11 protein-coding genes are annotated in these 13,125 nt (G+C 71.9%); 4 read left to right on the top strand and 7 right to left on the bottom strand.

The genetic code is table 11. From position 1 onward, the window contains the following. The first annotated feature begins 56 nt into the window (after positions 1–56). Complete coding sequence (locus tag ACTG9Q_RS23280; RefSeq protein WP_455574980.1) at positions 57–512, top strand: hypothetical protein; 456 nt, start codon at positions 57–59, stop codon at positions 510–512. Positions 513–814: 302 nt separating this feature from the next. Here the strand turns inward: ACTG9Q_RS23280 and ACTG9Q_RS23285 are convergent, their stop codons facing one another. Both ACTG9Q_RS23285 and ACTG9Q_RS23290 read right to left on the bottom strand, forming a co-directional pair. Then, the gene (locus tag ACTG9Q_RS23285; RefSeq protein WP_455574981.1) at positions 815–1,837 is read right to left on the bottom strand and encodes an NAD-dependent epimerase/dehydratase family protein; all 1,023 of its coding nucleotides are present in this window, start codon (positions 1,835–1,837) and stop codon (positions 815–817) included. 39 nt (positions 1,838–1,876) lie between these two features. Then, positions 1,877–2,854, bottom strand: a complete 978-nt coding sequence (locus tag ACTG9Q_RS23290) for an iron-containing redox enzyme family protein (RefSeq protein WP_455574982.1) — start codon at positions 2,852–2,854, stop codon at positions 1,877–1,879. A 78-nt stretch (positions 2,855–2,932) separates the two neighbouring features. Between ACTG9Q_RS23290 and ACTG9Q_RS23295 the strand changes: the two genes are divergently transcribed. Both ACTG9Q_RS23295 and ACTG9Q_RS23300 read left to right on the top strand, forming a co-directional pair. Then, complete coding sequence (locus tag ACTG9Q_RS23295) at positions 2,933–3,130, top strand: CDGSH iron-sulfur domain-containing protein (protein WP_455574983.1); 198 nt, start codon at positions 2,933–2,935, stop codon at positions 3,128–3,130. A gap of 37 nt (positions 3,131–3,167) precedes the next feature. After that, a complete protein-coding gene (locus ACTG9Q_RS23300; protein WP_455574984.1) occupies positions 3,168–3,827 on the top strand; it encodes a HemK2/MTQ2 family protein methyltransferase in 660 nt (219 codons plus the stop codon). Here the strand turns inward: ACTG9Q_RS23300 and ACTG9Q_RS23305 are convergent. From ACTG9Q_RS23305 to ACTG9Q_RS23325, 5 genes are all read right to left on the bottom strand, one after another. Further along, positions 3,814–5,781, bottom strand: coding sequence for a glycoside hydrolase family 31 protein (locus tag ACTG9Q_RS23305; RefSeq protein WP_455574985.1), 1,968 nt, complete (start codon positions 5,779–5,781; stop codon positions 3,814–3,816). The genes ACTG9Q_RS23300 and ACTG9Q_RS23305 overlap by 14 nt on opposite strands. Positions 5,782–5,801: 20 nt before the next feature. After that, positions 5,802–6,623: a carbohydrate ABC transporter permease gene (locus tag ACTG9Q_RS23310; RefSeq protein WP_455574986.1), complete on the bottom strand. Its 822-nt coding sequence runs from the start codon at positions 6,621–6,623 to the stop codon at positions 5,802–5,804. 20 nt (positions 6,624–6,643) lie between these two features. Next, on the bottom strand, positions 6,644–7,528 hold the full coding sequence (locus ACTG9Q_RS23315; RefSeq protein WP_455574987.1) for a carbohydrate ABC transporter permease: 885 nt from the start codon (positions 7,526–7,528) through the stop codon (positions 6,644–6,646). Next, positions 7,525–8,736, bottom strand: a complete 1,212-nt coding sequence (locus ACTG9Q_RS23320; RefSeq protein ID WP_455574988.1) for a sugar ABC transporter substrate-binding protein — start codon at positions 8,734–8,736, stop codon at positions 7,525–7,527. Before ACTG9Q_RS23320 ends, ACTG9Q_RS23315 begins: the two co-directional genes overlap by 4 nt. Positions 8,737–8,798: 62 nt before the next feature. Then, positions 8,799–9,803 (bottom strand): LacI family DNA-binding transcriptional regulator, encoded by a 1,005-nt coding sequence (locus ACTG9Q_RS23325; RefSeq protein ID WP_455574989.1) that lies wholly within the window; start codon positions 9,801–9,803, stop codon positions 8,799–8,801. A gap of 207 nt (positions 9,804–10,010) precedes the next feature. Here ACTG9Q_RS23325 and ACTG9Q_RS23330 point away from each other — a divergent pair, with 207 nt between their 5' ends. Beyond that, a complete protein-coding gene (locus ACTG9Q_RS23330; RefSeq protein WP_455574990.1) occupies positions 10,011–12,974 on the top strand; it encodes a glycoside hydrolase family 3 C-terminal domain-containing protein in 2,964 nt (987 codons plus the stop codon). Positions 12,975–13,125: the final 151 nt, after the last annotated feature.

A 13,125-nucleotide genomic window follows, 5' to 3' on the forward strand; every position in this document is an offset into this window, starting at 1 on the left:
ATCCCGCGCGTGTTCTGTCGCGGTTCCGCTTCGGATCGGACAACGGGGGGAGAACCATGATGAAGGACAAGACGATGGCGAAGCGACGCACGAGGAAGGTCGGTGCGGTCCTGGCCGCGGTGGCGTCGGTCGCCGGGATGGTCTTCACGGCCGCGCCCGCCGCGGCCGACTACCCCACCAGCACCTTCGCACTCCCGTACACGGCGAGCTACTACAACGGCACGGCCACCTGGTACAACCGGTCGGTCGGCGTCACCGGGACGTTCAAAGCCAGCAACTGCAGGCGAATCTACGTGAAGGCGTTCAAAGGCAGTACCACGCTGGATTTCAAGAGCACCAGCCTCTGGTGCGACAGGACGGGGACGGCCTCTTTCACCCTTGACGCGAACGTCGTCGGCGGGGCCGACAACATCTGGATCTACATGACCTACATGGACGGCGCCATCGAAAGGAACCTCGTGGAACGGACCTGTTACCGCAGCCTCAGCTACTGCGTCAACGGTCTGGAGTAGATCCACGATCGAGGCGCCCGCAGGCTAAGAGGGTGAAGGGCTCCCGACGAACAGCGGGAAGGCAGAACAGGTCGACACCGCGCCCGTGACCGTACGGGGAGGGACACCGAATCCGCCAAGTAGGTCCGGACAAACCCGATGACCGGTTGTCCGGACCTACTTGGCGGACCGCAGGTCACAGCACCTCGTCCCGCCAAGTTCAGACGGACGGGACAATGGCGTGCGAATGCGCGCCAATGCCGGGAATGTCCACAGGGGTCTTCATGCGTGGGAACAGCCGCCACGCGCGGCGCGGGCCGGGTTCAGTCGACGGGGCGCAGCGGTGGGCTGGCGGGCACGCCGTCGCCCCCGGCCATGCCGGCGAGCAGGTCGCCGAAGGTCTCCGTGGCGGTCCAGCGCGGGGTCCAGCCCAGGTCGGCGTGCGCGCGCTCGGCCGACATCAGCGGCGTGGCCATGGCCAGGTCGAGCCAGCTGGGCGGGGTCGGCAGCAGCCGGGCCCGCCACGCCGCCGCCATCACCGCCCGCATGGCGCGCGGTGAGAGCCTCAGCGGGCGCGCGCCGACCGCGGCGGCCAGCGCGCCGGTGTCCATCACCGGGTCGGCGGCCAGGTTGAGCGCGCCCCGGTACTGCCGGTCGATGGCGGCCAGCGCGGCGGTGGCCACGTCGGCGGCGTGCACGAACTGGATCGCCAGCCCAGACGGCAAGGGCAGGACGGGCAACCGCCCCGAGCGCACCAGCTGCCACAGCGCCCGCGGCGCCAGGGTGCCCGCGAAGTAGCGGCGCACCTCTGAGGCCGACCGGCGCTGGAGCACCAGCGCGGGCCGCAGGCGGGTCACCGCGATGTGCGGCCGGGCCGCCTCGAAGCGGTCCAGGGCGGCCTCGACCTCCGCCTTGTCGCGGCTGTAGTCCGAGGTGGGCACGCCGGTCGTCGGCCACGTCTCGGCGACCGGGCCGCCGCGGTCCTTCGGGGCGTACGCGCCGACCGAGGACAGGTACACCAGATGCGGCACGCCCGCCACGGCCAGGGCGTCGAGCACGGTGGCGGTACCCGAGACGTTGATGCGGTGCAGGTCGGCACGCGCGTGGCTGGGCTGGATCGCCCACGCGGCGTGGACGACGGCGTCGGCGCCCGCGAACGCCTCGGTCAGGGCGGTGAACGCCTCCGGGGTGGCGATGTCGATGCTGTGCCACTCGACGTCGGCGTACGGCGGGGCGGGGTCCGGGGTCCGGCGGGAGATCCCGACCAACTGGTGGCCGCGCACCGCCGCGACGTCCAGCAGCGCCGTGCCGACGCTCCCGGACCCGCCCACGACCACGATTCGCATACCTCCGCGTTACCACGGACCGGACGTGAGCAAACCTGCTCAGGCGCGCAGGGAGGTCCGCCCGGCTTCCCACGACGACAGCAGGTGCTCGGACTGGCGGGCCTCCAGCAGCCCGGTGGCCTGGATGCCGAGCACCACCGTCGCGGTCTGCTCCGGCTCGTTCGCGACCAGGTCGCCGATGACGTCGTGGCGCATGATCTGCTCGTGGACGGCGTCGGCCTCGACGTGCTCGGCGAAGAAGCGCCGGGTGGCGGGTCCCGCGCCGAGTCGGTCCAGGGCGGTGAGGATGCGCGCGGCGCTCGGCGGGGTGCCGATCTCGGCGGCGGCGAAGTGCCCGACCATCGCCGCCCGCAGTGACCGGTGCAATCCGAACAGCGACATCATGTTGACCGCGGCGATCGGCGGCGCGGGCACGGCGTCGAGGTAGTGCAGGTACTCAGTGGACAGCCCGGACTCGGCGAGCAGGTCGGCGTAGAGCCGGGAGTGCATGTCCTCGGCGCGGCCGCCGCCGTATTCGTCGAACTCCACCGCGACCAGCGCGGCCTTGGCCTTGCCGCGCAGGCGCGGGATGACCCAGGCGTGCGGGTCGGCCTCCTTGAGGTGGTAGATCGAGCGGTGGATGAAGTACTCCCGCACGTGCTCGTCGGTGCCGTGCTCGGCAAGGAAGTGGGAGACCCCGCGGCCGGGCGTATCCTCCACAAGCAACTCTCCCAGCACCTCGTCGAGGTCGCCGCCCGCGGACTCCGCGCGCAGCGCGTCGAGGAACACCGCCTCCATGCCCGCGCGCAGCCGCAGCAGGTCCGGGTGCCACTCCCACTCCGGGTCGACGCCGGGGAAGCCCTGGTAGTGCAGTTCGTAGCACAGGTGCAGGGCGAGGGTCAGGTCCTCGCCGTGCGGGTCGGCGTCCACATGGGGCGGGGACAGGGCGCGCACCGGTCCGCTGAGCACGTCGCGCACGTACTCCGAGAGCGGACCCCGGGCCGCAGGCAGGCGCGTGGCCACCGCGGTCAAACTCATGGAACTCCCCTTTCGACTCCGGGGGATACCCAGCACCCGACAGGGTTACGCCAAGCGGGCCCGAGGTACTACTCCGCCATGGCAGAGCGACCCACGCGCATCCGGATCACGCGGCGCGGACCGATCCTGGTGGACGGACCCGTCGAGGTCACCGGCGCCGACGGGCGGACCGCCCGCTCGACGCGGATGGTGACGGCCCTGTGCCAGTGCAGGCGCAGCGCCCTGTATCCGTTGTGCGACACCAGCCACCGGCCCTGCCGCAAGGTCGAGTCCTGACAGGTTTACCCGGCACCGCCCCGGGCATTCTCGGGCCATGCTGCTACGGATGCCGGGCGTCTACCGCCCCCAAGGTGATACCCGCCTGCTGTGCGCGGCCTTCCACGACGCCAACCTGCCGACCGCGGGGCACGTGCTCGACATCGGCACCGGCACCGGGGTGGTCGCCCTGACCGCGGCCCGCGCGGGGGCCAAGACGGTCACCGCCATCGACGTCGCCCGCCGCGCGGTGCTGACCGCGCGGCTCAACGCCTGGGTCCACCGATCACCCGTGCGGGTCCTGCGCGGTGACGCGCTCACCCGCGCGGCGGGCCGCAGCTTCGACGTGGTCCTGGCCAACCCGCCGTACGTCCCCTCGGTCGTCGACGCCGAGGCGCACGGGCCCGCCCGCGCCTGGGAGGGCGGGCCCGACGGCCGCGCCATCCTGGACCGGCTGTGCGCGTCCGCCCGCGACCTGCTCGTCCCCGGCGGCACCATGCTGATGGTGCACTCGGCGCTGTGCGGGATCACCCAGAGCCTGGCCGAGCTGCGCGAGCTGGGCCTCAAGGCCGCCGTGGTGGCCCGCGCGCGCGAGCCGTTCGGCCCGGTCCTGCGTGGACGGGCCGCGGCGCTCGTCCACGCGGGACTGCTCACCCCCGAGGACACCGACGAGGAGCTGGTCGTCATCCGGGCGGACCGGGCCGTCACCGACCGGTGATCGGCAGGGCGGCGCCGTCGCGGAGGAACACCGGCACCCGGTCGAGCGGCGCCGCGGCGCGCACCGTCGTCCCGCCGGGATGGGTTTCGCCGGTCCAGGGATCGGTCCACGTCGCCGGGGCGGGCAGGTAGACCGGGCGCGAGGTGGTACCGGGCGTCAGGACCGGGGCCACCAGCAGGTCGGGGCCGAGCAGGAACGCGTCGTCCACCGCCCACGCGCCCTCGTCGTCCGGGAAGTCGTGGAACAGCGGGCGCATCGGCGGGGTGCCCTGCTCGTGGGCGGCGCGCATCTGGGCCATGAGGTAGGGCCGCAGCCGCTCGCGCAGGCGCAGGGTGTCGGCGATGAGGGCCAGCGCCTCCTCCCCGTAGCTCCAGACCTCGTTGGGACCGCCGGTCATGTCCGGGCCGAAGGGCATCCTCGGCTCGCGCAGGCCGTGCAGCCGGAACAGCGGGCAGAACGCGCCGTACTGGAACCAGCGGACCATCAGCTCGCGGTAGTCGGCAGAGTCGGGGTCCCCGCCGTGGAAGCCGCCGATGTCGGTGGTCCACCAGGGGATGCCCGACATCGCGACGTTCAGCCCGGCGCGCACCTGGGCGTGCAGCGAGTCCCAGGTCGCCGGGATGTCGCCGGACCACAGCGCCGCGCCGTAGCGCTGGCTGCCCGCCCACGCCGAGCGGCAGAGCAGGACCGTGTCGGGGGCGTGGAAGGTCTGCGCGCCTGCCATCGGGTAGAGGTTGGCGACCTCGGCGCCGGGTCCGGCGTGGAAGGAGAGGTTGTGCGGGTGGCCGGGCTGGAGTTCCGGCTCGCAGGCGTCCAGCCAGAACGCGCGCACGCCCTTGTCGTAATAGTTGCGCTTGACGGCGTCCCACACGAACTCGCGGGCGGCGGGGTTGGTCGGGTCGTAGAACGCGACCGGGGTCTCGGTCTGGAAACCCTTGTCGTGCCAGGGCGCGTGCACCGGCACGCCGTTGTCGACGCCGACGAGCAGGCCCTGCTCGCGCATGGCGGGAAAGTTCTCGCTCAGCGGGCTCACCGACGGCCACACCGACACCATCAGCTTCACGCCCAGCTCGTCGAGTTCGGCGATCATGGCGTCCGGGTCAGGCCACTGGGCGGGGTCGAACCGCCAGTCGCCGAGATGGGTCCAGTGGAAGAAGTCGGCCACGATGACCGACAGCGGCAGCCCGCGGCGGTGGTGCTCCCTGGCCACCGCGAGCAGTTCCTCCTGGTCGCGGTAGCGCAGTTTGGACTGCCAGAACCCCCCGGCCCACTCCGGCAGCATCGGCGGGTGCCCGGTGGCCTCGGCGTAGCGGGACATGATCCGCGCGGGAGTGCCCGCGGTGATCCAGTAGTCGAGCTGGCGGGCGGAGTCGGCGACCCAGCGGGTGCCGTTCTCGGCCAGCTCGACCCGGCCGACGGCGGGCAGGTTCCACAGGAGACCGTAGCCGCGGCTGGACAGCAGGAACGGGATGGAGACCTCGCCGTTGCGCTGGACCAGGTCGAGCACCATGCCCTTCTGATCGAGGCGCCCGTGGGCGTGCTGGCCGAGGCCGTAGAGCCGTTCTCCCTCATAGGACTGGAAGCACTGCTCCAGCCGGGCGTACCCGCCGCCGTGCTCCTGGCGCTGGCGCGGCCCCGGCCACCAGAAGTGCGCCCGCCGCTCGGCGAGCAGCTCGACGCCGTCGAGCTGGAAGGACAGCACCGGCACGACGCCGGTGTCGGTGTCGACCAGCTCCACGACACCGGTCAGCGCGCCATTGGTGATGCGGCCCACCTCCGGCCCGGTCTCGACGTCCACTTCGGACGGCTTGGCGGCGACGAGCGCGCCGGGCACGTCCTCGGCGATCCGGTGCCTGCCCACCTGCACGCGCAGGCTGTCGGCGCCCCAGGCCCGGACCCGGATCACCTCGTGGCGGACCCGGACCTCCAGCACGCCGTCGCGGCATTCGATCATCAACGCTCCTTGGGTGAGGGTCATTCCTTGACGGCGCCGCCGGTCACCCCGGCCACGACGTAGCGCTGGGCGATGACCAGCAGGATCGCGGCCGGGACCGAGGCCAGCACCGCGGTGGCGAGGATGGCGTTCCAGTCCGCGCTCTGGTTGCCGATGAACCGGTAGATGCCGACGGTGATCGGCTCGACCGAGCGGCCGGTGGTGAGGGTGATCGCGAACAGGAAGTCCGCCCACGCGAACAGGAAGGAGAACAGCCCCGCGGTGACCATGGCGTTGCGGCTCACCGGGATGATCACCGCGGTGAACGTGCGCAGGTGCCCGGCCCCGTCGACGCGGGCCGCCTCCGACAGCTCGCGCGGGATGGACAGCATGAACGCGCGCAGCACCAGGATGGCGAACGGGATGGTGGCCGTGGAGTCGGCGAGCACCAGGCCCAGGTAGTTGTCGACCAGGCCGAGGTCGCTGAACACCGCGTAGAGCGTGTTCGCCATGACGATGCCGGGGATCATCTGCGCGATCAGCAGGGCGAAGACGACCGGCTGGGCGCCGCGGACCCGCAGCTGCGCCAGGGCGTACGCCGCGGGCATGGCGATCAGCAGCGAGACCACCACGGTGCCGAGCGCGACGACGAGGCTGGCCACCAGGTGCCCGCCCTGGGTGGACAGCGCCTTGGCGTAGCCGTCGAGGGTGCCGTTGACCGGCAGCCAGGCCGGGTCGGGGCTCAGCAGGGCCCCGCTCGGCTGCAGCGAGGCGTTCACCATCCAGTACAGCGGGAACAGCAGCACCGCGACGATGGCGACACCGATCCCGGTGCGCGCCAGGTCCTTCGCCTTGATGTTCATGGGGGCCTTCACTGGGACATTCACTGGGTCTCCCGCCAACCGCGCAGGTACAGCAGGCCGAAGACGGTGGCGATGAGCACCAGGACGTTGCCGACCGCGGCGCCCTGGCCGAAGGCGAAGTCGCCGTCGAAGGAGAGCCGGTAGGCCCAGGTGGTCAGGGTCTGGGTGGCGTCGGCCGGGCCGCCGCCGGTGACGACCATGATCACGTCGAACACCTTCACCGTGTAGACCAGCCCGAGCATCAGCACCACAGCGGTGACCGGGCGCAGCAGCGGCCACGTGACGTGCCGGAACCGGCCCCACGCGCCCGCCCCGTCCAGCGCCGCGGCCTCGTACAGCGTCGCCGGGATCGCCCGGATGCCGCCGTGCAGGATCAGCAGGTTGAACGGAATGCCGATCCAGACGTTGACGATGATCACCGCGGGCAGCGCCCACCCCGGGTCGGTCAGCCACGGCGTGGGCCCGTCGGCCAGGCCCAGCGCGCGCAGGGCCGCGTTGACCACGCCGTGGTCCTGGTCGAGCATCCACCGCCACACCGCGCCGCTGACGACCAGCGGCAGCAGCCACGGCAGGATCAGCAGCGAGCGCAGCAGGCCGCTCGCGGGGAACCGCCGGGCGAAGAACACCGCCAGCGCCAGCCCGATCGTGAACTGGAACAGGATCGAGGCGCCGGTGAACACCGCGGTGTTGAGCAGCGCGTCGGTGAAGCGGGAGTCGGCGAAGACGGCGGCGTAGTTGTCCAGCCCGACGAAGGGCGCCTCGCCGGTGTAGAAGGTGCGCACGGTGTAGTCGCGCAAGCTCATCGAGATGTTGTTCGCCAGCGGATAGCCGAAGAACAGCAGGATGTAGGCCAGCGCGGGCAGCAGGAACGCCAGCGCCGCCCAGCGCTGCCCGCGCGTCGTCACTGCCCGCTCGCCCGCTGCTGGGCGGTGCGCAGGGCCTCCTCCGGGCTCTGCTTGCCGGTCAGCGCCGACTGCAGGGCGTCCGCGAGGGCCTGGGACACCTTCGGGTAGCCCTCCCCCAGCTCGGCCGTGCGGGAGCGGGCGGTCTCGACCTGGGCGACGAACGGCTCCAGCGCCGGGTTCTCCTGGCCGTAGGTCTTCGCGATGTCCACTTTGGAGGGGATGTAGGCGTGGGACTTGTCCCAGGCCAGCATGTTCGGCTCGGCCAGGATGCAGGTCAGCACCTTGGCCGCGGCCTGCTGGCGCTGCTCGCCGGTGGCCGGGATTGCGCCGACCTCGCCGCCGAGGGCCACGACCGGCGCGCCGCCCGCCACCGGGGTGGGGATCGGGACGACGCCGTAGTCCAGCCCGGCGGTCTCGTCGAGGCGGGCGAGGTTCCACGAGCCGTTGACCATCATCGCGGCGTTGCCGGAGACGAACTGGTCGGCGACGTCGTTCTGGTTCCAGGTGACCACCGACTTCGACGCCGACCCGCCTGCCACCAGCCCGGTCACGAACCGCAGTGCCTCAACGGCGTTCGGTGAGTCCAATTGGGACAGTTCAGCGCCGTTACTCCAGAAGAACGGCAGGAACTGCCAGGTGCCCTCCTCGGAGGGGACGGCGGAGAACGCCAGGCCGTACTTGCCGTCCCCGCTCAGCTTCGCGGCGGCGGCCTGGAGCTCGTCCCAGGTGGCCGGCGGCTGGATTCCGGCGTCCCGCAGGATCTTCTTGTTGTAGATCAGGGCGAGGTTGTTCACGCCGGGCGCCAGGCCATACACCTTGTCCTGGTACGTCCCGGCCTTGACGATGCTCGGGAAGTAGCCGTCGGTGGCGATGCCGTAGTCGGTGAGCGGGGTGAGCGCGCCGGTGGCGGCGACCTGCTGCAGGGTCGGATTGTCGGTGAAGACCAGGTCGGGCAGGGTGCGCGCGGCGGCGTCCTTGAGGATCTTGGGCAGCATCTGGTCGGTCGGCACGGTCTGGCGGCTGATCGCGATGCCGGTCTCCCTGGCGCAGGTGTCGAGCACCTGCTGCCAAGCCGCGCTGCCCTGCTGGTCGGCGTAGTAGTCCAGCGCGGTGATCTCGGTGGCGCCTGCGTCGCCGGTGTCGGAACCGCAGCCCGCGGCCAGCACCGCGGCCGCGGCGACGGCCAGGCGTCGAGCGACTCTGCTCATGGTCTGCCCTCTCTGTCGAAGCGCTTCGATAGCGACCCGGCGGCACCTACCGTCCCCACAGGTCAGCGCCTGCGCGCGGTGCTCTCGCCGGGGGTGAGGCGGGGGGAGAGCAGCCGGACCTCGGCCGACCCCGCCCCGTCGAGCCTGCGCATCGCCATCTCCACCGCGATCCGGCCGACGTCGTCGGACGGTATGGCCACTGTGGTCAGTGGGATGGCGTGGTTGGCGGCCATGTCCTGCGGGCACACGGCCACGACCGACAGGTCGGCGGGCACCCGCAGGCCGCGGCGGGCCACCTCGGCCAGCAGCGTGCCGAGCACGGCCTCGTTGTGGACCACCAGCCCGGTGACGTCGGGCTGGTCGGCGAACACCTTGTCGACGCAGTCGCGCACGGCGTCGTAGGTCGGCGCGCACGCGTGGCTGGTGGCCCGCATGCCGCGCTCGTGGGCGGCGGTGGTGTAGCCGCGCAGGAACCGCCCGGCGAAGCTGGTGCCCCGCTCGTAGACCGCGGGCGACGGGCCGACCAGCGCGATCTCGTTGTGCCCCAGGTCGGCCAGGTGCGTGACGCAGCGGACCGCCGCCGCCGTGAAGTCCAGGTCCACACAGGACAGATCGGCCGGGTCGTCGGGGACGCCGATGAGCACCACCGGCCTGCGCAGCGACTGCAGCACGGGCACGCGGGGCTCGTGGGCCTCCACGTCCATCACCAGGATCGCGTCGGCGATGGCCGAGGCGGCCACCCGGCGCAGGCCGTCGGGGCCCTCGTCGTTGGTCAGCAGCAGGACGTCGTGGTTGTGCGCGCGGGCGTTGGTCACCACCGAGGTCACGAACCTCATCACGACCGGGACGTGGATGTCCGCGCGCAGCGGCACGACCAGGGCCAGCACGTTGGTGCGGCTGCTGGCCAGCGCGCGGGCCCCGGCGTGCGGGTGGTAGCCGAGCCTGCGGATGCTGGCCTCCACCCTGCGCCGGGTCTCGGCGGAGATGGAGCGCTTGCCGGACAGCACATAGGAGACGGTGCTCGGCGACACCCCCGCGTCGCGGGCGACGTCGGCGATGGTGACCATCTCGTCCTCCGGTCGAAGCGCATCGACGGCTGTGGGGATGCGCTGAACGTTAGGCCGGCGCGATGAGGAACACAAGGCCGCGCGGTTGACCTGTTGACCGGCCGCGCGTGGCGGTGACATAGTCCGTTCACCGCGCTCCCTCGTAGGCGACACGCCGTCGAACGGCTGTCGAAACGCTTCGACAATGACGTCCTGGAGGCCGCAGCAATGCGCCAGAACCCTGTCTCCCGCCGCCGCGTGCTGGCGATCGCCGCCGCCGCGCCCGCCCTGGCCGCCGTCCGGCCCGCGCTCGCGTCGGCGGAGCCCTTGGAGTCCTTCCCCTTCCGCGACCCGGCCCGGCCGCAGGCGCAGCGGGTCGCGGACCTGCTGGGCAAGCTCACCCTCGACGAGAAGCTCGGCCTGCTGCACCAGTACCAGGCGCCGGTCCCCCGGCTGGGCGTCGGCGCGTTCAAGACCGGGACCGAGGCGCTGCACGGGGTGGCGTGGTCGACCGACAGGTCCGCGGGCGGGGCCGTGGTCACCGCGACCGCGACGGTGTTCCCGCAGGCCCTCGGGCTGGCGAGCACGTGGAACCCGGACCTGGTGCGACGGGTGGGCGCCGTGGTGGGCACCGAGGCCCGCGGCTTCCACGCCCTGAACCCGGGGGTGTGGGGCCTGCAGCTGTGGGCGCCGGTGGTCAACCTGCTGCGCGATCCCCGCTGGGGGCGCAACGAGGAGGGCTACGCCGAGGACCCGCACCTGACCGGCGCCATCTCCACCGCCTACGGGCACGGCATCCAGGGCGAGGACCCCGACCGGCTGCGCGCCGCCCCGGTCCTCAAGCACTACCTGGCCAACAACAACGAGGTCCGCCGCGACACCACGTCCTCGGTGCTGCGGCCCCGGGTCAAGCGGGAGTACTACGAGGCGGCGTTCAAGCCCGCGATCTCCGCCGACGCGGTGACCGGCGTGATGTCGGCGTACAACCTGGTCAACGGCAGGCCGATGACGGCGCACTTCGACCACAACGACGTGGTGCGCACGTGGACCCGGCGGACGCTGTTCAACGTCACCGACGCGCACGGGCCGAACAACCTGACCGGCAGCCAGGGCTACTACGCCACGCAGGCCGAGGCCAACGCCGCGATCCTCAAGGCGGGCCTGGACAGCTTCACCGTCGACGACACCAACTCGGCCAAGACGATCGACGCGCTGCGGGCGGCGCTGGCAGGCGGGCTGCTCGCGGAGTCCGATGTGGACACCGCCGTCCGGCACATCCTCGACCTGCGCTTCCGGCTGGGCGAGTTCGACCCCGACGGCGGCCCGTACTCCGGCATCGGCCACGACGTCGTGGACTCCGCCGCGCACCGCGCCCTGGCCCGCGAGGCGGCCACGCGGGCGATCGTGCTGCTGAAGAACGACGGCGCGCTGCCGCTGGACCCGGCCCGCGTCCGCAGGGTCGCGGTGATCGGCCAGCTCGCCGACACCCTCTACACCGACTGGTACTCCGGCGCCCTGCCCTACAAGGTGACCCCGCTGAAGGGCATCACCGACAAGCTGGGCGCGGGCGCGGTGGTGAGCTTCAGCGAGGGCGTCGACCGGATCGCGCTGCGCGTGGGCGGGCGCTCGGTCACCGCGGCGGGCGGGCCGCTCGCCCTGACCGCCGAGTCGGGTCCGGCGACCCACTTCGACGTCTTCGACTGGGGCGAGGGCGTGCGCACCCTGCGCGCGGTCGCCAACGGCAAGTACGTCTCCTTTGGACCCGACCGCACGCTGGTGAACACCGCCGACCAGCCGAGCGGGTGGTTCGTGCAGCAGCAGTTCAAGCTCGTCGAGCACGGGGGCGGGCTGGTGCTGGAGTACGCGGGCAACGAGACCGACGACTCGTGGTTCGGCGACCGGCGCTACGTCGTGGCCGAGACCGGCGGCAGGCTCGTGGTCGGCGCGAACTCCGCCGAGACGGCGACCGTCTTCACCCGCGAGGTCGTGCGCGACGGCGTCGGTGAGGCGGTCCGCGTGGCGCGCGAGGCCGACGCGGCGGTGGTCGTGGCGGGCAGCATGCCGTTCATCAGCGGGCGCGAGGACGACGACCGCCAGGACATGAACCTCGCGGCGGGCCAGCAGGCCGTCCTGGAGGCCGTGCTTGAGGCCAACGCCAACACCGTGCTGGTGCTGGAGAACAGCTACCCGACGACGATCACCTGGGCGCAGGCGCACGTGCCCGCGATCCTGTGGACGACGCACGCGGGCGCCGAGACCGGCACCGCCGTGGCCGACGTGCTCTTCGGCGCCGCGAACCCGTCCGGGCGGCTCACCCAGACCTGGTACCGCTCGGCCGACGACCTGCCGGACATCCTGGACTACGACGTCATCAAGTCCCGGCGCACGTACCAGTACTTCACCGGCACGCCGCTGTACCCGTTCGGCTTCGGCCTGTCCTACACCACGTTCGCCTACCGCAGGCTGACGCTGAGCACCCCCGTCGTCCACGCGGGCGGCGAGGTCAGGGTGAGCGTGGCGGTCACCAACACCGGCCGCCGCGCGGGCCACGAGGTCGTGCAGCTCTACACCCGCCAGCGCCAGTCCCGCGTCCCCCAACCCCTGCGCACCCTGCGCGGTTTCGCCACCGTCCACCTGCGCCCCGGCGAGACCCGCTCGGTCACCATCACCCTGCGTGCCGCCGACCTGGCCCACTGGGACGTCACCCGCTCGCGCTGGGCGGTGGAGTCAGCCACCCACGACCTGCTGGTCGGCTCCTCCAGCACCCACATCCACCAACGCGCCACCCTCCGCGTCCGCGGCGAGAAGATCCCCCCACGCGACCTCCACCGCGAGACCGTCGCCGAGACCTTCGACGACTACGCCAACATCACCCTCACCGACCGCGCCAAGGACCGCGGCACCTCCGTCGCCTCCACCGGCACGGGCTGGATCAGCTACCACGACGCCGACCTCCGCCACGGCGGGAGCCACATCACCGCCGTGGTCTCGGCCCCCACCGCCTCCCGCATCGCCGTCCGCCTGGACAGCCCCACGGGCCCCCTACTGGGAACCCTGCCCGTCCCGGCAACCGGCGACCACTACCGGTATACGACGGTGTCGGCCCCCTTGGTCCACGCGGGTGGCCGTCACGACCTCTACCTGGTATTCGAGGGCCCAGCCGTCCTGGCCACCTTCCGCCTCGGAAGGTAGCCCGAAATATTCCTCGAGTAACTGTGTTATCCCTATAACATGTAGGAGCATTGCCTGCCAGGGGCGTTCTTCCCTCTAACTCAGGACGGAAGAACGCCCCTCATGATCATACAACTCGCGGGCAGGGCGGGATCTTGACAAAATGTGCCGG

The sequence above is a fragment of the Actinokineospora lacus genome (assembly GCF_053813445.1).